The following is a 19,420-nucleotide window of genomic DNA, read 5'->3' as shown; positions in this document are numbered from 1 at the left end:
GCGGCCCGGTGAGACGCCAAGGATCCGGGATCCGCCGGACGGACCGAAGCGCCGGGGCGACTTGCGCCGCCGATTCGCGCGACGCTTCGGCGGCACGGCGTGGAGAGCTGCGGCGAAGCGGGAACCTGCCCTGCGGCAACGGCGCCTTTCGGGTCCGAATCCGGATGTGCTAGGCGCATCCGCCATGGCCGCGCGTTCCGCGGCGCTCTCCCCACCCATCCTCCTTGCGGGGAAACCTCCGGCCGCCGGCCGGTTTTTCGGGGATGCGAGCCCGGAATGCTCCGCCTCGGGCCATCGCCGATCGACTTGCCGTCGACCATGGCTCTGACGTCTTTGTCGTGATGCGCTCTTTCCCCACCCGAGCCGGCGCACCCTTCGGCTCGAGAGCGCGCTGGAGCACCGGAGTCCTGAGGGCCATGTCAGACGCCACCCCGCGCCCGCTCGCCATCGAAACCGCGCGTGAAGCCGCGCCGGGCTCGGGGCCGCTGAGCCTCACCCAGCGTCCGCGCCGCAACCGCAAGGCGGAGTGGTCGCGCCGCCTCGTGCGCGAGCATACCCTCACCGTCGACGACCTGATCTGGCCGCTCTTCGTGATCGAGGGGGAGCGGCGGCGCGAGCCGATCGCCTCCATGCCCGGCGTCGAGCGCCTGAGCGTGGACGAGGTCGTGCGCGAGGCCGAGCGCGCGGCGAAGCTCGGTATCCCGCTGGTCTCGTTCTTCCCCTATACCGAGCCTTCTCTGCGCGATCCGACCGGCTCCGAGGCGCTCAACCGCGAAAACCTCGTCTGCCGGGCGGTGCGGGCGGTGAAGCGGGCGGTCCCCGAGATCGGCGTGATGACGGATGTCGCGCTCGATCCCTATACCAGCCACGGCCATGACGGCCTGATCGAGGACGGCGCGATCCTCAACGACGAGACCGTGGCGGTGCTGGTCGAGCAGAGCCTGATCCAGGCCGAGGCCGGCACCGACATCATCGCTCCCTCCGACATGATGGACGGGCGCGTCGGCGCGATCCGCACCGGCCTCGACCGGGCGGGATTCCGCGATTGCCAGATCATGGCCTACGCCGCCAAGTATGCCAGCGCCTTCTACGGCCCCTTCCGCGACGCCATCGGCACCAAGGCGGCGCTGGTGGGCGACAAGCGCACCTACCAGATGGATCCCGGCAACGCCTCCGAGGCCCTGCGCGAGGTGGCCCTCGACCTCGCCGAGGGCGCCGATTCCGTGATGGTCAAGCCGGGGCTCCCCTATCTCGACATCATCACCCGGGTGAAGACGGAGTTCGGCGTGCCGACCTTCGCCTACCAGGTCTCGGGCGAGTACGCGATGATCGAGGCCGCGGCCCGCAACGGCTGGCTCGACGGCGAGCGCGCGATGACCGAAAGCCTGCTCGCCTTCAAGCGCGCGGGCGCCGACGGGGTGCTGACCTACTATGCTCCCCGCGTCGCCGAGCGCCTGCGCGCGGGGGCCTGAGCGGAAGCGGCCGGCAATTGGAGAGCCCGTGTCCCGGGTTCCGGACGGCGGCCGTGTCGCGGCGTTGGTGGGCGCCCTCGCCCTCTGGCTCGCCGCCGGATCCGGCTGCGACACCGCGCTCGACGCGCGCCGGGCCACGCTCTGCCGCCGGGCGGTACCGGCTCTGGCCCCGCCCGGAGCCGAGATCGGTCTGCTGCGGGTCGGCCCGGGCGCGAGCCGCGGCAGCGTCCGCGTCGATTACCGCCTCGTGGGCGGGACCGGATCGCTGCCGAAGACCGAGGCGACCCGGCCCCGCTATCTCGTCTGCCAATTCGGCGCGGGCGACGATCTCACGGTGCTCACGACGGAGCAGGGACCGGTGAACGGCGCCTCGCTCTACCTGCTCAGGCGCTACTATCTGGCGACGCCGGAGGCCGAGGCCGCCGATCCCGGGGCCCGATGAGAGCGGGCGGCGCGCTCCCGCCCCTCCCCTCACCTGCCAACCTTGCCAACCCTGCCAGGGCCCCTTTTGCCCCGCCTCCTTGGCATCGCCGCGCCGCCTCCCCACTTGATCGAACGTGCACGCAACGGTCGAGGAAGCGGCGGCCATGACGGATTTCCAGCCCGGTTATCACCCCGGCTACACCAACCCGGCGGGAATGCAGGGGCCCGGCGGCTTTCCTGTGCCGTATGTGCGGGCCAGTCTCGGCGGGCGAACGGTCGCCTATCTGCTCGACCTCGCCTTCATCTTCGTATTCACGGCCGTGCTCGCCACCGCGATCGCGATCCTCGGCGTCCTCACCTTCGGCTTCGCCTGGATGCTGTTCCCGATCCTCGGCATCAGCGGCATCCTCTACAGCGCGATCACCGTCGGCGGCCCCAAGCAGAGCACCCTCGGCATGCGCATGCTCGGCCTGCGGGTGGTGGCGCCCGAGAGCGGCCGCCCGGTGGATTTCCTGACGGCGGCGGTTCATGCGCTGCTGTTCTACGTGGCGATCTCGACCTTCCTGCTCTGGTGCCTCGACGTGCTGTTCGGCCTCGTCCGCTCCGACCGGCGCCTCGGCCACGACCTGCTGCTCGGCCTCGCGGTCGTGCGTGACTGATCCCTCCTTCGGGTGAGGGGATGGCGGCGGAAAGACGCCGCCGCAGCTCATCAATCCGGTTGAGCGCCGCCGTGATCCCGCTACATTGACGGTGGCCTCGGCGTCCGATGCCGCCGGCCCCGAGGGCGAGCCTTCCCAGCGTGACGAGTCATCCGCGCGACACTCCGCAATTCTACCTCACGGCCCCCTCCCCGTGCCCCTACCTGCCGGGCCAGGAGGAGCGGAAGGTGTTCACCCACCTCGTCGGACGCCGCGCCCGCGACCTCAACGAGATCCTGACCCAGGGCGGTTTCCGTCGCTCGCAGACCATCGCCTACCGCCCGGCCTGCGAATCCTGCCGCGCCTGCGTCTCGGTGCGGGTCGTGGTCGAGGATTTCGCCATCACCGGCAGCCAGCGGCGCATCCTGCAGCGCAATGCCGGGCTGATCGGCACGCCGGAGCCCAACCGCCCGGCCTCCGAGCAATATGCCCTGTTCCGCCGCTACCTCGATGCCCGCCACGGCGACGGCGGCATGGTCGACATGACCGTGCTCGACTACGCGATGATGATCGAGGACAGCCACGTCGACACCCATCTCGTGGTCTACCGCGAGCGCGGCCCCGACAGCGCGATCCACGGCCGCGGCGTCGGCGCGCCCGTCGCCGTCTGCCTCACCGACGTGCTCGCCGACGGTCTGTCGATGGTCTACTCGTTCTACGACCCCGAGCAGGCCAACCGCTCGCTCGGCACCTACATGATCCTCGACCATATCCAGCGCGCCCGCGCGCTTGGCCTGCCGTATCTCTATCTCGGCTACTGGGTCGATGGCTCCCGCAAGATGGACTACAAGGCCAAGTTCCTGCCCCAGGAGCGGCTGATGCCGCAGGGCTGGGTGCGGGTGGATTAGCCCGCGCCGCCGTCCCGGCCGGCCCGCTCACTCCTTCGTCCATTTCACGACCCGCGCCGGGTTGCCCGCCACCACCGCGTTCGGCGGCACGTCGCGGGTCACCACGGCGCCCGCGCCGATCACCGCCCCGTCCCCGACTGTGATCCCCGGCAGGAGAATCGCGCCCCCGCCGATCCACACGTCGTCGCCGATGGCGACCGGCCGGGCCGATTCCCAGAAGGCGGCCCGCGCGGCGCGGTCGAGGGGGTGCTCGGCGGTGTAGATCTGCACGGCCGGGGCGATCTGCGCCCGGTGGCCGATGGTGATCGGGGCGCAGTCGAGGAAGACGCAGTTGAAGTTGCAGAAGAAGTCGTCGCCGACCGAGATGTTGCTGCCGTAGTCGCAGGCGAAGCCGGGACAGATCGTCGGGTTGCGCCCGGCCGCGCCCAGAAGCTCGCGGATCACCGCCTCTCGGCCGGCCGCATCCTCAGGCTCCATGGCGTTGAGCCGCAGGAGCCGGCGCTTGGCGGCGTTGCGCAGCTCGACCAGTTCCGGATCGTCGCCGCGATAGAGCTGTCCGGCGAGCATCAGTTCGCGCGCGGTCCCGGCCATGTCAGCCTCCCCTAAACATCCCGAAAGGATCAGCCGCGGCTGGCGCGGAAGGTGTCGCAGGACTTGGTCTGCCCGCTCTTGTAGCCGGTCATGAACCAGCGCATCCGCTGCTCGGAGGAGCCGTGGGTGAAGGAATCCGGCACGGCGTAGCCTTGCGACTTTTCCTGCAGCTTGTCGTCGCCGATGGCGCTGGCGGCGTTGAGCGCCTCCTGGATGTCGCTCTGGTCGAGGGAATTCCAGCGGTCGTTGGAATTCTTGGCCCAGACGCCGGCGAGGCAGTCGGCCATCAGCTCGACCCGCACAGAGAGCTGGTTCGCCTCCGTCTTGCTGCTCGCGTTCTGCTGACGGTTCTGCACCTTGCCGAGGATGCCGAGCACGTCCTGCACGTGGTGGCCGACCTCGTGGGCGATGACGTAGGCATAGGCGAAATCGCCCTTCACGCCGAACTTGGTCTGCATCTCCTTGAAGAAGCCGAGGTCGATATAGACCTTCTTGTCGAGCGGGCAGTAGAACGGCCCCATCGCCGCCTGCGCCATGCCGCAGCCCGAGCGTGTGCCGCCCTGGTAGAGCACCATCGTGGTCGGCGTGTATTGCCGCCCGGTCTGGTTCGGCAGGATCTCCTTCCAGACGTCCTCGGTGTTGCCGAGGATCTTCGAGGCGAACTGGCCGGCACGGTCGGTCGGCGCCTCGCGGCGGCGCGCCTGCGTCTCGGGATCGACCCGCTGCTCGCGCTGCTGGCCGCCGCCGGCCATCTGCTGGGCGCCGCCGAGCAGGATCGCCGGGTTGATGCCGGTGACCCAGGAAATCAGCAGCACGACGACGATGGTGCCGATGCCCAGGCCGCCCATGCCGCCGCCGGGGAAGCCGCCGCCGCCACCCTCGCCGCGCCGATCCTCGACGTTCTCAGAGGCGCGAAAATCGTCCCAGCGCATACACTCTCCCGCCGCCCGCGACTCGCCCGGCCTGATCGGGATGCCGGGCTTGGATTCTAGAATGGCGAGGCGGATGATACGGTTCCGCTTCTGCCTCGTCCCGCCCTACTGGCCCGGAGCGCTCCCGTCGAGGGCGCTCTTCAGCATGCGGAAGTCGCGCCAGGCGAGCCGCTTCTGCACCGGCTGGCGCAGCAGGTAGGCCGGGTGGAGGGTGGCGAGCGCCCTGATCTCGCGCCCGTCCCCGAGTCGGTAGGGATAGAAGCGGCCGCGCGCTTTCAGGATGCCGTCCTTCGTGCCGGTGAGCGTCTGCGTCGCGGGTGCGCCGAGGCAGACGAGGATGTCCGGGTTGGCGAGTTCGATCTGGCGCTCGACGAACGGCCGGCAGATCGAGATCTCCTGCGGCGTCGGGTTGCGGTTGCCCGGAGGGCGCCAGGGCACGACGTTGGAGATGTAGGCGCTCGACCGATCGAGTCCGATCGCCGCCATCATCCGGTCGAGGAGCTGGCCGGAGCGGCCCATGAACGGCTTGCCGATCCGGTCCTCGTCGGCGCCGGGCGCCTCGCCCACGAACATCACCCGTGCCTGCGGGTTGCCGTCGGCGAAGACGAGGTTTTTCGCGGTGAAGCGCAGGCCGCAGCCCTCGAAGCCGCGCAGCAGCGCCTCCAGCTCCTCGAGCGTCGTCACCTGCGCGGCCCGCGCCCGGGCGTCGTCCGCCGCCTCGCCGGGCTTGGCGCCGGCGGCGTTGCCGTAGGTGCGGGCCGGCTCGCGCGGGGGCGGGTCGCGGCTCGGCAACTCGCGCCGGAAGTCCAGGGGCGAGGCTTGGCCGGAGGGCGTGTCGCGTCGCGGCGGGGGCTCGCGGTCCGGTGCCGGATCGACGCGGGCCGCGGGCGCCCGCGGCGCCGCCTCGGCCTCGGCGAAGCGGTCGTGCGGGTGCTCGTCGAGGGCCGCGTCGACGCCCGCCTCGACGTGGAAGTCGAGGTAGGAGACGAGGTCGGCTCGGGCGTCGGGATCCGCGCGGTTGGCAGTCATGGGTTCCATGTGGCGTGGGAGCGCCCTGTGGACAACGTCGGAGGGCGCCTCGCGGATCGTCGCACCGGCGCACCCTTCGCCGGCCCGCGGCTACCCTAACAGACTTGCCTTCCTACCTTGGAATGGCTTGAGAGACATCTTGACAATGGGTAGGGCCGCATCGGCGTAAGACGGCGCCCAACGAGCGGTTGCAGGAGGAATGAGGATGGCGTTGCCCGAACGCGAAGGCATGGATTTCGACGTGGTGATCGTCGGCGCGGGACCCGCCGGCCTCGCCGCCGCGATCCGCCTCAAGCAGCTCTCCGCGGAGAAGGGCGAGGAGATCTCGGTCGTCGTGGTGGAGAAGGGCGGCGAGGTCGGCGCGCACATCCTCTCCGGCGCCGTGGTCGATCCGATCGGCCTCGACACCCTGCTGCCGGACTGGCGCGACGACCCCGAGCGCCCGCTCAAGACGGCGGTGGAGCGCGACGAGTTCCTGTTCCTCACCAAGAACAGCGGCGTCAGCATGCCGAACCTGTTCTTCCCCAAACTACTGTCGAACCACGGTAATTTCGTCGGCTCGCTCTCGAACACCGTCAAGTGGCTCGGCGCCAGGGCGGAAGGGCTCGGCGTCGAGATCTATCCCGGCTTCCCGGCCTCGGAAGTGCTCTACGACGAGCGCGGCACGGTCACCGGCATCGCGACGGGCGATCTCGGCATCTCCCGCACCGGCGAGCCGCGCGACGACTTCACCCGCGGCATGGAGCTCAAGGCCAAGTACACGGTGTTCGGCGAGGGCGCGCGCGGCTCGCTCACCAAGACGCTGATCGAGAGGTTCGGGCTGAACCGCAACAGCGATCACCAGAAGTACGGCCTCGGGGTGAAGGAGCTCTGGCAGCTCGCCCCCAATAAATTCGAGCCGGGCCTGGTGCAGCACACGATGGGCTGGCCGCTGCCGAACAAGGCCGGCGGCGGCTCGTGGCTCTACCACTTCGACGACAACCTGCTCTCGGTCGGCTTCGTCACGCACCTGAACTACGAGAACCCGACCCTGTCGCCGTTCGAGGAGTTCCAGCGCTTCAAGACCCACCCGATGATCCGTGACGTGTTCGAGGGCGCCAAGCGCATCGGCTACGGCGCGCGTGCCATCATGGAGGGCGGCTGGCAGTCGGTGCCCAAGCTCGTCTTTCCCGGCGGTTGCCTCGTCGGCGATTCCGCCGGCTTCGTGAACGTGCCGCGGATCAAGGGCTCGCACAACGCGATCCTGTCAGGCATCCAGGCGGCGGACGCGATCTTCGACGCCCTCGTCGCCGGCCGTCAGGGCGATGAACTCACGGCTTACGAGCAGGGCTGGCGCGACAGCCCGATCGGGCGCGACCTCAAGCCGGTGCGCAACGTCAAGCCGCTCTGGTCGAAATACGGCACGCTGGTCGGCGTCGGTCTGGGCGGCCTCGACATGTGGATGAATGCGATCGCCAACGCCTCGCTGTTCGGGACGCTGGGCCACGGCAAGCCCGATTACGCCTGCCTGAAGCCTCTCTCCGAGGTGACGCCGATCGTCTACCCGAAGCCGGACGGCAAGCTCACCTTCGACCGACTCTCCTCGGTCTACCTCTCGAACACCAACCACGAGGAGGACCAGCCGCCCCACCTCAAGGTGAAGGATATGGGGCTGCAGAAGGCGTCCGAGCACGACGTCTACGGCGGTCCGTCCAGCCGCTACTGCCCGGCCGGCGTCTACGAGTGGGTCGAGGATGCCTCGGCCAGCGACGGCGTGCGCTTCCAGATCAACGCGCAGAACTGCGTCCACTGCAAGACGTGCGACATCAAGGACCCGAATCAGAACATCAACTGGGTCACCCCGGAGGGGCCGGGCGGGCCGAACTACACCAACCTGTAGGACGCCCCCGATCCTCGCGAGCGAAGGCGAAGCGACCCAGCGGGGCGACCGATCCGGAGATGTCGCGCCCTGGACCGCTTCGGCACCGCCCCGCGATGACCGACAGGTTCATTCTTTGCCGTACAGGTCCTGCCACGCCGGAAGGTCGAGGCAGGGCAGCCGGGTCGCGGCGTGGACGCCGATGGCGACCGCCCGCGCCAGCGTCTCGGCGGCGGCCGCGCCGAGGCGGGCGAGGTCGGCCACTTCATCCCCGAGCGGCACCGCGCCGGTGGCGACGGCGAACACCACGTCGCCGTCGAGCGGGGTGTGGGCCGGGTGGATCGCCCGGGCGAGGCCGTCCTGGGCGGCGATGGCGAGGCGCTTGGCCTGCGCCTTGGTGAGCGCCGCGTCGGTGGCGACGACGGCCAGCGTGGTGTTGGCGCCGGGCAGAGGCGCGCGCGGCCACGACAGGGCGTCGTTGGGCAACGGCGCCGGCAGGCCGAGGCCGCCGAACTCGCCGTCGCGCTCGAACGGGGCGGCCCAGAAATGCGGCCCCTGCCCCATCGTCACCCGGCCGAAGGCGTTGACCGCCACCAGCGCGCCGACCTGCGCCGACAGCCCCGGCACCGTGCTCGAGGCCGAGCCGAGACCGCCCTTGAGGTTGGCGGTGCGCGCTCCGAACCCGGCTCCGACGGAGCCAAGCGGAATGGCTCCGCCGCAGGCGTTCTCCGCCGCCGCGTAGCCGAGGTCGCGGTAGGGCGGGTAGCGGCCCCATGCCTTGTCGCCGCCGTTGAGCAGGTCGAACAGGATGGCGCCGGGCACGATTGGCACCCTCACGTTGCCGACCGCGAAGCCGCGCCCGGCCTCCCTGAGGTAGGCAACCACGCCCGCCGCCGCGTCGAGCCCGAAGGCCGAGCCGCCCGACAGGACGAGGGCGTCGACCGCCTGCACGGTGGCGGCCGGATCGAGCAGGTCGGTCTCGCGGGTGCCGGGGCCGCCGCCGCGCACGTCCACCGCGCAGGTGCAGGGCGTGTCGAAGACGAGGGCGGTGACGCCGCTCGCGACCCGCTCGTCTTCCGCGTGGCCGACGCGAATCCCGGAAATGTCGGTGATGCGGTTGACCCGGATCATCGCCTCTCCCCTGCGAGTGCGGCGCGCCGCCTGCGCTCATGGTGGATCGCATCGTAAGCGTAGAGAACAAGCGCGAGCCAGATCAGCCCGAACAGCACGATCCGGTCCGGTGTCAGGGTCTCGCCGTAGACCAGGGTGCTGAGCCCCATCAGGCAGGAGGGCGCGATGTACTGCATCAGCCCGAGGGTCGCGAGCGTCAGGCGCGTCGCCGCGGCGGCGAACCAGATCAGCGGCAGCGCCGTGGTCACGCCGGTCAAGGCCAGCAATCCCCAGGTGCGGGCGTCGTCGGGCACCGGCGGGGCGGCGAAGACGAGATAGGCCAGCGCCGCGGGGAGCAGCAGGAAGGTCTCGGCGCAGAAGCCGACGGTGCCGTCGACCGCGACGAGTTTGCGCACGAGCCCGTAGAGCGCGAAGGTGACCGCGAGGCCGAGCGAGAGCAGCGGCAGGCGCCCGGCCATCGCCACCGCGACCACCACGCCGAGCACGACGATGGCGACCGCGATCATCTGAACCGGGCGCAGGCGCTCGCCGAGGACGAGGGCGCCGAGCGCCACCGAGACCAGGGGGTTGATGAAATAGCCCAGGCTGGCGTCGAGCATGTGCCCGCTCGACACCGCCACGAGGTAGAGCATCCAGTTGATCGCGATCAGCCCGGCCGAGACGAGCAGCCCGGCATGGCGCGGCCTCAAGGGAAACGGATTGGCGAGCCGCTTGCGCAGCAGTGCGATCAGCCCCGTGACGAGCAGCGCCGACCAGACGATGCGCTGGGCCAGGATCGTTCCCGGCGGGATGCCGTCGAGGAGCCGGAAATGCACGGGGACGACGAGTCCCCAGCTCAGATAGGCGGCGAGCGCGTAGATCAGGCCCACGATGTCTCGGTCGGCGGCGTGGCGGGGCGCCGCTTGTAGCCCGGACGGGACGCGGGGTCAGCGCTTGCGGGAGGGGGCCGGAAACGTCTCGCCGCGCATGAGCGCATTCAGGCGTTCGGTGTCGAAGCCGGTCAGCATCCGCTCCCTGCCGGATTCCGGCGCCGCCGGCCCCTGCGTCACCGTGCCGGTCGTGACGGGATCGGGCAGGACCGGGGCGGCCCGCGCGATCGTCGGCGCCGGCGCGGCGGCGACCGCCTGATGCGCGATGCGGTCCGCACTCACGAGGACCACCGACAGCGTGCCGAAGGCGATGACCGTGCCGAAGGCAATGACGCGCAGGATGCTCACGATGGGGAACTCGGATACGCGGGCGACGCGGGACCGTGAACACTGGCCCCGGAAACAGGATGCGCCCGTTGTCGTTAACGAACCGGACGGGCGGGCCCGCCACGGACCGGCCCTATTCAGGACAACGGCAAGAAACCTCGCCAAGAGACCTCGTCGAGAGACCTCGTCGAGAGACCTTGCCGAGAGAACTGGCCTAGAGACCTTGCAAAGGATCCCACCATGAACGAGCAGGCGACGGCGAGCGACAGTCCCTTCATCCAGGGCCGCAACGCCCGCCTCTACGGAAAGGGCATCGAGGCGTGCCCCTATCCGGAGGGCTCCCAGGACCGCGCGGCCTGGATCCAGGCCTACGAGGAGGCGGCGGCCGACGACCCGGCGGAGTGAGGCGGCCGGAGACCGCCTTGACGCTTCCGGCTTCGGAGGGCTGAAAGGGCCGCAACGCCCGCTCTCTTCCCTCCGAGGCCGATGTCCAAGACCCCTCCCCGCGACCGCGGCCGCTTCGGCGCCGACACCCGCCTCGTGCTCGCCGGGCGCGACCCGGGCGCCCAGCACGGATTCGTCAACACGCCGATCTATCGCGGCTCGACGGTCCTCTACCCGACCTACGACGACATCAAGCATCGGCGCGGGCGCTACAATTACGGCACGTCGGGCACGCCGACGATGGACGCGCTGTGCGAGGCGTGGAGCGAGATCGCGGGCGCCGCCGGCACGGTGCTGACGCCCTCCGGTCTCTCGGCGCTGACGCTGGCGCTGATGGCCTGCGTCAGCGCGGGCGACCACCTGCTGGTCACCGATTCCGCCTATCGGCCGACCCGCATCTTCTGCGACGGCGTGCTGTCGCGCTACGGCGTCGAGGTCGAGTACTACGATCCCGTCATCGGCGCCGGCATCGCCGCCCTGATGCGCCCGAATACCCGGGCGGTTCTCGTGGAGGCGCCGGGGTCGCAGACCTTCGAGATGCAGGACGTGCCGGCGATCGCCGAGGCGATGCATGCCCGCGGCGGCACGGTGGTGATGGACAACACCTGGGCGACGCCGCTGCTGTTCCCGCCGCACGAGCGCGGCGTCGATCTCGCGGTGGAGGCCGGCACCAAGTATCTCAGCGGCGGCTCCGACCTGCTCCTCGGCCTCGTCTCGGCCAATGCGAAGCACTATCCGGCGCTCAAGCGCACCTACGAGCATTTCGCTCCCTGCGCCGGCCCCGAGGACATTTTTTTAGGGCTGAGGGGTCTGCGCACCATGGGCCTGCGCCTGCGCGAGCACGGCGCCCGCGGGCTGGCCATGGCCGAGTGGTTCCAGGCCCGCCCCGAGGTGCTGCGGGTGCTGCATCCGGGGCTGCCGGACGATCCCGGCCACGCGATCTGGAAGCGTGATTTTTCGGGCGCCTCGGGCCTGTTCGGCGTGATCCTCAAACCCGTCTCCGAGGAGGCTCTGGCCGCCTTCCTCGACGGGCTCGAACTGTTCGGGATGGGCTTTTCCTGGGGCGGCTTCGAGAGCCTCGTCATCCCCTTCGACCCGACCGTCTACCGCACCGCCACCCGCTGGCAGCCGGGCGGCCCGGCGCTGCGCTTCCATATCGGGCTGGAGGATCCGGAGGATCTGAAGGCGGATCTGGAGGCCGGCTTCGCGCGGATGAAGGCGGTGGGGTGAGGCGCGAACCCGGCCGGCTTGGACCCCCGTGAGGGACACCGAGGGGGCGAAGGGCGCCTGCTCCGACGGCCCGGACCACGGGCGTTCTCGCATCCGTGAGCTCAACGCACGGATGCCGTGAGGCCGACGTCGCTCATCACCGAACGCTCACCGGTGTAACGCTCGGCGAAGGGCTTCTTTACGGGGCTTCGTGCAGCACCGGACGCCCGGACGATGCCGACAGGCGTCACGGGCTCGAACGCAGTGGCGGCAGGAATCGTGGGCGACGTGAAGGTTCGGACCGGCCAATGTCACTGTGGCGCAGTGCGTTTCGAGGCGTCGCTCAGTGACGGCTTCGACACCGTCCGCCGCTGCACCTGCTCGTACTGCCGCATGCGAGGCGCCGTCGTCGCCATGGTCGAGATGGGCGGGATCAGGATCCTGCAAGGCGAGGACGCCTTGACCCGCTACCGCTTCAACACCGCGTCAGCGGAGCACTTCTTCTGCGCGCATTGCGGAATCTACACCCATCACCAGCGGCGATCCGACACCCGTCTCTATGCCGTGAATGTGGCTTGCCTCGACGGAATCAGCCCGTTCGACTTCCTCGAGGTGCCCGTCACGGACGGCGTCAATCATCCCAACGACACCGGCAAACCCGCGCGTCGGGCCGGCACCTTGCGCTTCATCCCGGCGGAGTGACGATCGGCGCCATAAGCGTCCGCCACGGGATCGCTTGATCGGTCAGACCGCCGACGCGGGGGTGAAGACAGATGAGAGTCGTGCGCAGCCTTTCGCGCATCCGAAGCGGCGTCGGTCCGACCCTCAGGGTGCCACCCATGTCCCCCGCCAGCTCTCTCCCTCGCGGAAAAAGACGGCCCGCCGGTGCCCGCGCCGGTCGAGATAGAGCAGGTCCATCCGCTCCACCGTCAGTACCACCGCACAAAAGTTCTCGCGGCCGAGGCGGGCCTCCGGATCCTCGCCGGGCAGGGCGTAGGCGTCGCCGGCCGCGAGGGCGGTGCCGGGGGCGGGTTTGATGCCGTAGCAGACCCGGCTCATCGCCAGCGCGCCGGCCCAGGCGGCGTCGGCCACCGCGTCGTCGCCGTGCAGGCGCGCCCGCCCCTCGCTGCGGAGCTGAAGCTTGGCCCTGCCGTCGTAGACGTGGAGGGCGGCCAGTCCGCTCTGCGCGATCTCCCGCGCCTTGTCCGAGCGCCGGTCGCAGTGGAAGCGTAGGGCGCCCGCCTCGGTCTCGGCGGCGCGCAGCACCACGGTGCGCAGCCGCGGGCGGCCCACCGCGTCGACGGTCGCCAGCGTCGGCGTGTGGAAGGGGCTGCGCCGGTTCTCCACGCCCTCGGCAAGGCAGCGCCACCCCTCCGCGCGAAAACCGTCGAGGTCGTCGTAGAAGGAGGGCAGCGCGTCCACGGACAGGGCTCCTGCATGGATCGGACCGGGGGGCGGGGAGCCCGTCCGGTCGCGGGACACGCCCGCCGCGCGGGACGCGGGATGCTGGCGCGGCCGGCGCGCCTGCGCAAGGCATCCGCCGGCTCGAACCGGTCCGAGCGCGACGCGCGACCGGAGGCCCGGATCGAGCGTCGTGAGCGAACGTCTTGGCAAGCCCGCGGGTTCGCGCCATGGCACGTATCCGTGACGATCCCGGCGCGGTCCCCCGACTCCTGCTCCCCACTCTTCTGCATCGCATCCTGCAAGAGCGCAGCAAGAGCGCGGCCGGCAATGGCACGGCTGGCCCGTCACCGCGTTGAACGCTTTCGAACACACGGCTCCGCTTTGCGCTCGCTCCCCTCACTCCTGCCTCCGCGCTGACCCACTTGTCCCAGTCCTTCCCCTCTGCCCTCCCCCCGGTCCGTACGGCGTCCGCCGTTCCGCAGGCGGGCCGCGCGGCCACGACGCCCTCCTTCCTCGCCGGCGGCGGCGAGTCCGGCGCGCTGATGCGCGGGATCGATTGGGCGGCGACGCCGCTCGGGCCTGCGGAGGCGTGGCCGGCCGCGCTCAAGACCCTCGTCGGCGTGATGCTGGGCTCGCAGCAACCGATGCTGATCGTCTGGGGCGAGGCGCACATCACGCTCTACAACGACGGCTACGCGCCGATGTGCGGCGCCCGGCACCCGCACGCGCTCGGCCGCCCCTTCGACGAGGTCTGGCACGACATCTGGGACCAGGTGGAGCCGATCCTGTCGCGGGCCTATGCGGGCGAGGCCACGCATATGGACGACATCTCCTTCACGATGCACCGCAACGGCTACCCGGAGGAGACCCACTTCGCCTTCGGCTACACGCCGGTGCGGGTCGAGGACGGTACGGTGGCGGGCATGTTCTGCGCCTGCTCGGAGACCACCGCCGCGGTGCGCTCCGGCCGGCAGATGCAGGCCGAGCGCGAGCGCTTCGCCCGGCTGTTCGAACAGACGCCGAGCTTCGTCGCGGTGCTCGACGGGCCCGACCACGTCTTCGCCTTCGCCAACGCCGCCTATCGCGGGCTCGTCGCCCACCGCGACATTCTCGGCAAGCCGGTGCGCGCGGCCCTGCCGGAGATCGCGGGTCAGGGCTTCTTCGAGTTGCTCGACGAGGTGTTCACCACCGGTCGCACCCACACCGCGCACGGGGCGCCGGTGACGCTGCTGCGGGTGCCCGGCGGCGTGCCCGAGCGGCGCTTCCTCGATTTCGTCTACCAGCCGATGCGCGACGCCGGCGGCACGATCACCGGCGTGTTCGTCGACGGTTCGGACGTCACCGAGCGGATCACCGGCAACGCGGCGCTCGCCGAGAGCGAGGCGCGCTTCCGCACCATGGCGGACGACGCGCCGGTGATGATGTGGGTCACCGATCCGGACGGCGCCTGCCAGTACCTCAACCGGCGCTGGTACGAGTTCACCGGCCAGACCGAGCCGCAAGCGCTCGGCCTCGGCTGGCTCGAGGCCGTGCATCCGGACGACCGCGGGGGGTCGGGCGAGACCTTCCTGAGGGCGAATGCCCGGCACGAGGGCTTCAGCCTCGAATACCGTCTGCGTCGCCGCGACGGCGCCTATCGCTGGGCGATCGATACCGCGAGCCCGCGCTTTGCCGCCGACGGGAGCTTCCTCGGCTATATCGGCTCGGTGGTCGATATCGAGGAGCGCCGCTCCGCCGAGCTGGCGCTCGCCGAGAGCGAGGAGCGCCTGCGCCTCGCCGTCGAGAGCGGCGAGATCGGGCTGTGGGACTTCGATCCGCAGGCCGGCACCCTGTTCTGGCCGCCGCGGATCAAGGCGATGTTCGGGCTGCCGCCCGAGGCGGACGTGACGCTCGACGACTTCGCCGACGGCATCCATCCGGACGACAGGGCGCGGGTGACCGCCGCCTTCGCCGCGGCGCTCGATCCCGGAACCCGCGCCCTCTACGACGAGGAGTTCCGCGCGATCGGCCGCGCCGACGGCACGGTCCGCTGGATCGCGGCCAAGGGGCGCGGCGTGTTCGATGCGGAGGGGCGCTGCGTGCGCGGCGTCGGCAGCGCCATCGACATCACCGCGCGAAAGGCGACCGAGGAACGTCTCGTCGAGACCACCCGACGCCTCGACGCGGTGCTCGACAACGCCACGCAGGCCATCTTCATGATGGATGAGCGCCAGCACTGCGCCTACATGAACCGCGCCGCCGAGCGGCTGACCGGCTACACCCTGGAGGAGACGCAGGGCCGCGCGCTCCACGACGTCGTCCACCACACCCGGCCCGACGGCAGCCCCTACCCGCTCCACGAATGCCCGATCGATCAGGCGTTCCCCGAGAACAACCAGGAGCAGGGCCAGGAGATCTTCGTCCACCGCGACGGCTCGTTCTACCCCGTCTCCTTCACCGCGAGCCCGATCCGCGACGAGCGCGGCGCGCCGATCGGTACGGTGATCGAGGCGCGCAACATCGAGGACGAGCTGCGCGCCAAGGCGCAGCTGGAGGCCTTCAACGCCAGCCTGGAGCAGCAGGTCGCGACGCGCACCGCCGAGCTGATGCGCACCGAGGAAGCCCTGCGCCAGTCGCAGAAGATGGAGGCGGTGGGCCAGCTCACCGGCGGCCTCGCCCACGACTTCAACAACCTGCTCACCGGCATCACCGGCTCGCTCGAACTGCTCCAGACCCGCCTCGCGCAGGGGCGGCTCACCGAGATCGACCGCTACGTCAACGCCGCGCAGGGGGCGGCCAAGCGGGCGGCGGCGCTCACCCACCGCCTGCTCGCCTTCTCCCGCCGCCAGACCCTCGACCCCAAGCCCACCGACGTGAACCGGCTGGTGATGGGCATGGAGGAGTTGCTCCGCCGCACCATCGGCCCCGCCATCACCCTCGAAGTGGTGGCCGCCGGTGGGCTGTGGTCGGTGCTGGTCGATCCGAGCCAGCTCGAGAACGCGCTGCTGAACCTCTGCATCAACGCCCGCGACGCCATGCCGGATGGGGGGCGCATCACCATCGAGACCGCCAACAAGTGGCTCGACGACCGCGGCGCCCGGGAGCGCGACCTCGATCCCGGCCAGTACCTCTCGCTCTGCGTGACCGATACCGGCACCGGCATGAGCCCGGACGTGATCGCCAAGGCCTTCGACCCGTTCTTCACCACGAAGCCGATCGGCCAGGGCACGGGGCTCGGGCTGTCGATGATCTACGGCTTCGTGCGCCAGTCGGGCGGGCAGGTGCGGATCTACTCGGAGGTCGGCCAGGGGACGACGATGTGCCTCTACCTGCCGCGCCATTACGGTGCGGCGGAGGAGCCGGATCCGGCTCCCGACCTCGCCGCCGCGCCGCGCGCCGAGCAGGGCGAGACGGTGCTGATCGTCGACGACGAGCCGACGGTGCGGATGCTGGTGACGGAGGTGCTGGAGGATCTCGGCTACACCGCGATCGAGGCCGCCGACGGCCCGTCCGGCCTCAAGGTTCTGCAATCGGACGTGCGCATCGATCTCCTCGTGACCGATGTCGGGCTTCCGGGCGGCATGAACGGGCGGCAGGTCGCCGATGCGGGCCGCGCGCTGCGCCCGGATCTCAAGGTGCTGTTCATCACCGGCTACGCCGAGAACGCGGCGGTGGGCAACGGCCACCTCGAGCCCGGCATGCAGGTCATCACCAAGCCCTTCGTCATGGAGGTGCTGGCCGCGCGCATCAAGGAGATGATCAACGCGCGGTGAGAACCTGGTCGCGGTCCCTTCGGCGCGACCTTTCCGGAAGGGTCGCGCCTTGGAGCGCTTCGGCTTCGCCTCGCGAGGACGGGCGGGGCTTCAGAACCGCGCCGGATCGAGCTCGAAGGTCGGCGGCAGCGCCTCGAACCATTCGCTGTAATAGGGATCCTTCGGAATCGCCTTCGCCCATCGAGCGCGGAAGCGGGCCTGCTCGTCGGCGGCGACGGTGCGGGCCCGGTTGCGGCTCTCGTAATGGTACAGCTCGATTTCGGCGCAGTAGACGCTGCGCAGGCCCCGCTCGCGCAGACGCAGGCAGAGATCGACGTCGTTGTAGTTGACGGCGAAGCCCTCGTCGAAGCCGCCGACCGCCTCGAAATCCGTCCGGCGCACCATCACGCAGGCGCCCGTCACCGCGAGGTAGTTGCGGTTGCCCGCGGTCGAGAAGAAGTGGCCGGGATCCTCCCGCGGATAGGAGCGGCGGGGATGGTCGGGGGTCGCGTCGATGACGGTGACGCCGACATGCTGCAACTCGCCGGTCTCGAACAGGAGCTTGGGGCCGACCGCGCCGACGCCGGGGATCTGCAGGAGCGCCAGCATCGCCTCGATCCAGTCGGGGCTGATGATCTCGATATCGTCGTTGAGGAAGACGAGTACCGCGCCGGTCGCCGCGCGGGCGCCGAGATTCATCTTGGCGGCGACGTTGAAGACGGGCTGGTCCCAGGTCACGGAGCGGGCGCCGAAGCGCTGCAGCGCTTCCTCGGTCGCGGGCCGCAGGTCGCCGTTGTCGACCGCCACGATCTCGATGGTCTCGTAGCTGCTCCGCTCGCGGATGCTGGCGAGGCAGGCGGCGAGCAGATCGACGGTGCGGCCCCTCACCTCGCTGTCGCGGCCGGCGGTCGGGATCACGATCGAGACCACGGGCCGCTCCTTGAGCGGCCGGCGCAGGTGGAAGCTGCCGGCGAAGGCGGTGGGGCGCACGAAGTCCAGCCCGCCCGTGCGCCGCGCCCGGTCCTCCAGCGCCCGCACGGCGGCGGCGACCACGTAGCCCTTGTTGTCCATCGCCTGGGCGGTCGAGCCGGGGATCGCCCGCCAGTGGTAGAGCACCTGGGGCACGTGGCGCACGCGTGAGACGTGCTCGGTGTAGCGCAGCACGAAGTCGTAATCCTGCGCGCCCTCGCATTCCGGCCGGAACCCGCCGATCCGGGCGACGATGTCCCGCCGGTAGAGCGCCAGATGGGCCGTGTACATGCAGGCCTCCAGCGTCTCGGGCGACCAGTCCGGCTTGAAGAACGGCTCGTAGCGCTCGCCCTGGACCGTGATCTTGTCCTCGTCCGAGTAGAGGAAATCGATCTGCGGATCCTCGTTCAGGGCGGCGACGAAGGCGAACAGCGCGTGGGGCGGAATCACGTCGTCGTGGTCGATCAGGGTGATCCAGTCGCCGGTCGCGAGCGCCAGGGCGTCGTTGCTCGCCCCGACGATGCGGCCGTTCTGCGTCCGCCGGTGCAGGCGCACGCGCGGCTCCTCCGCCGCCAGCGCGTCGAGCATCGGCGCGATGTGGGGGGCGGTCGAGGCGTCGTCGGTGAGGCACAGCTCCCAGTCGGGATAGGCCTGGGCGCGAATACTGGCGAGCGCCGCCGCGAGATAGGGTTTGGGCGTGTTGTAGACCGGCATGACGATGGAGATGCGGGGCCGGAGCCGGAAGCCCGCGATCGCCGCCCGCATCGCCTCCGGCGTGGGCCGGGCCGGGCGCTCGACCTGCTCGATCCAGGCGGCGTAGGAGGCCGCGGCCGGGCGCGGCCGGGCGCTCTCCCAGAAGTCGCGCCAGAGGGCGGCGGGCGACCGGCTCAGGGCGAGGCGCGCGAGGCGCCCGAGCAGGGCTGCGCCCCCCCGCTCCTCCTCCGGCAGCCGCGACAGGAGCCGGCGGGCGACGGCGAGCGCGGCGGCCGGGCCGGCGAGGGGCTCCAGCGTCGCCCGCGCGAGGCGGAACCGTCCGCTCGCCGCGAGCGGATCGAGGCGCAGGCCGCGCACCCGTCGCGGCAGGCGCACGAGGTCGTCGATCCCTCCCCCTTCCCGCATTTCCAGCCGGACCGCCTCCTCCTCGCGAAAGCCCGCGCCGTCATCGACGTAGAGCAGCGGCACCGGCTTCGTTGCGCCGAGCCCCTCGAGATCGGCGCGGATGCGCACCCACCCCCCCGCGAGCCGGAGCCGGAACAACCGCCCGCCGCGGGGATGGGTCAGTCGGAATTGCGGATCGGATCCGGTGGAGCGCCAGACGCCCTCCCCCTCCGGCTCGACCTGTCCCTTCGGTTCGATGCGGCACGCGATCATGAGGACAGGCGTTAGAGCGCATTCCGACGAAGTGGAAGCCGGACCGTCGAGAGAATGCGCGTCAAAACAAGGGTCTAGAGCCGGATCCGGCCCGACCCAGTCAGGTCGGATCCG

The 19,420-nt window shown here is 70.6% G+C and carries 17 protein-coding genes; 9 read left to right on the top strand and 8 right to left on the bottom strand.

Annotation, left to right across the window (positions count from 1 at the left end; translation table 11 throughout):
• Positions 1-416: 416 nt before the first annotated feature.
• From hemB to HNR01_RS23425, 4 genes are all read left to right on the top strand, one after another.
• Positions 417-1,472, top strand: coding sequence for a porphobilinogen synthase (gene hemB, locus HNR01_RS23440; RefSeq protein WP_153875432.1), 1,056 nt, complete (start codon positions 417-419; stop codon positions 1,470-1,472).
• Positions 1,473-1,500: 28 nt separating this feature from the next.
• Positions 1,501-1,914 (top strand): hypothetical protein, encoded by a 414-nt coding sequence (locus HNR01_RS23435; protein ID WP_183670188.1) that lies wholly within the window; start codon positions 1,501-1,503, stop codon positions 1,912-1,914.
• 145 nt (positions 1,915-2,059) lie between these two features.
• Positions 2,060-2,554, top strand: coding sequence for an RDD family protein (locus HNR01_RS23430; protein WP_017483876.1), 495 nt, complete (start codon positions 2,060-2,062; stop codon positions 2,552-2,554).
• Positions 2,555-2,694: 140 nt separating this feature from the next.
• On the top strand, positions 2,695-3,441 hold the full coding sequence (locus tag HNR01_RS23425) for an arginyltransferase (RefSeq protein WP_017483875.1): 747 nt from the start codon (positions 2,695-2,697) through the stop codon (positions 3,439-3,441).
• Between the two features lie 27 nt (positions 3,442-3,468).
• On the opposite strand, the gene HNR01_RS23420 is transcribed toward HNR01_RS23425, so the two are convergent.
• The 3 genes from HNR01_RS23420 to HNR01_RS23410 form a co-directional block, all read right to left on the bottom strand.
• Positions 3,469-4,032: a sugar O-acetyltransferase gene (locus tag HNR01_RS23420; protein WP_017483874.1), complete on the bottom strand. Its 564-nt coding sequence runs from the start codon at positions 4,030-4,032 to the stop codon at positions 3,469-3,471.
• Between the two features lie 29 nt (positions 4,033-4,061).
• Entirely contained in the window at positions 4,062-4,964 is a 903-nt protein-coding gene (gene ypfJ / locus HNR01_RS23415) for a KPN_02809 family neutral zinc metallopeptidase (RefSeq protein WP_017483873.1), read from the bottom strand.
• Positions 4,965-5,069: 105 nt separating this feature from the next.
• The gene (locus tag HNR01_RS23410) at positions 5,070-6,002 is read right to left on the bottom strand and encodes a uracil-DNA glycosylase (RefSeq protein ID WP_183670186.1); all 933 of its coding nucleotides are present in this window, start codon (positions 6,000-6,002) and stop codon (positions 5,070-5,072) included.
• Positions 6,003-6,198: 196 nt separating this feature from the next.
• Here HNR01_RS23410 and HNR01_RS23405 point away from each other — a divergent pair, with 196 nt between their 5' ends.
• Positions 6,199-7,872: an electron transfer flavoprotein-ubiquinone oxidoreductase gene (locus HNR01_RS23405; protein WP_183670184.1), complete on the top strand. Its 1,674-nt coding sequence runs from the start codon at positions 6,199-6,201 to the stop codon at positions 7,870-7,872.
• A 108-nt stretch (positions 7,873-7,980) separates the two neighbouring features.
• On the opposite strand, the gene HNR01_RS23400 is transcribed toward HNR01_RS23405, so the two are convergent.
• Genes HNR01_RS23400 through HNR01_RS23390 form a run of 3 tightly spaced genes read right to left on the bottom strand, consistent with a single transcriptional unit; the run spans position 7,981 to position 10,199 of the window.
• Positions 7,981-8,982, bottom strand: coding sequence for a P1 family peptidase (locus HNR01_RS23400; RefSeq protein WP_183670182.1), 1,002 nt, complete (start codon positions 8,980-8,982; stop codon positions 7,981-7,983).
• Positions 8,979-9,851: an EamA family transporter RarD gene (rarD, locus tag HNR01_RS23395; protein ID WP_183670180.1), complete on the bottom strand. Its 873-nt coding sequence runs from the start codon at positions 9,849-9,851 to the stop codon at positions 8,979-8,981. Before rarD ends, HNR01_RS23400 begins: the two co-directional genes overlap by 4 nt.
• 57 nt (positions 9,852-9,908) lie before the next feature.
• The gene (locus HNR01_RS23390; RefSeq protein WP_017483867.1) at positions 9,909-10,199 is read right to left on the bottom strand and encodes a hypothetical protein; all 291 of its coding nucleotides are present in this window, start codon (positions 10,197-10,199) and stop codon (positions 9,909-9,911) included.
• A 219-nt stretch (positions 10,200-10,418) separates the two neighbouring features.
• Here HNR01_RS23390 and HNR01_RS23385 point away from each other — a divergent pair, with 219 nt between their 5' ends.
• The 3 genes from HNR01_RS23385 to HNR01_RS23375 all read left to right on the top strand — a co-directional run bounded on the left by HNR01_RS23385 (position 10,419) and on the right by HNR01_RS23375 (position 12,533).
• Positions 10,419-10,583 (top strand): ribosome modulation factor, encoded by a 165-nt coding sequence (locus tag HNR01_RS23385; RefSeq protein WP_017483866.1) that lies wholly within the window; start codon positions 10,419-10,421, stop codon positions 10,581-10,583.
• Between the two features lie 81 nt (positions 10,584-10,664).
• Positions 10,665-11,852, top strand: coding sequence for a cystathionine beta-lyase (gene metC / locus HNR01_RS23380; protein ID WP_183670179.1), 1,188 nt, complete (start codon positions 10,665-10,667; stop codon positions 11,850-11,852).
• 213 nt (positions 11,853-12,065) lie between these two features.
• Positions 12,066-12,533 carry a GFA family protein gene (locus HNR01_RS23375; protein ID WP_183670177.1) on the top strand — a complete coding sequence of 156 codons (468 nt, stop codon included), beginning with the start codon at positions 12,066-12,068 and terminating at the stop codon, positions 12,531-12,533.
• Positions 12,534-12,656: 123 nt separating this feature from the next.
• Here the strand turns inward: HNR01_RS23375 and HNR01_RS23370 are convergent, their stop codons facing one another.
• A complete protein-coding gene (locus HNR01_RS23370; RefSeq protein ID WP_183670175.1) occupies positions 12,657-13,253 on the bottom strand; it encodes a pyridoxamine 5'-phosphate oxidase family protein in 597 nt (198 codons plus the stop codon).
• Between the two features lie 524 nt (positions 13,254-13,777).
• Between HNR01_RS23370 and HNR01_RS23365 the strand changes: the two genes are divergently transcribed.
• Entirely contained in the window at positions 13,778-16,987 is a 3,210-nt protein-coding gene (locus HNR01_RS23365) for a PAS domain S-box protein (RefSeq protein WP_183670232.1), read from the top strand.
• Positions 16,988-17,077: 90 nt separating this feature from the next.
• On the opposite strand, the gene HNR01_RS23360 is transcribed toward HNR01_RS23365, so the two are convergent.
• On the bottom strand, positions 17,078-19,306 hold the full coding sequence (locus tag HNR01_RS23360; protein ID WP_183670173.1) for a glycosyltransferase family 2 protein: 2,229 nt from the start codon (positions 19,304-19,306) through the stop codon (positions 17,078-17,080).
• Between the last annotated feature and the right edge of the window lie 114 nt (positions 19,307-19,420).

Origin of the sequence: Methylorubrum rhodesianum (assembly GCF_014199985.1) — a bacterium.
GTDB classification, from domain to species: domain Bacteria; phylum Pseudomonadota; class Alphaproteobacteria; order Rhizobiales; family Beijerinckiaceae; genus Methylobacterium; species Methylobacterium rhodesianum.
Note: the sequence above shows the minus strand (reverse complement) of the source record. Positions and strands in the feature narration are given on the sequence as shown.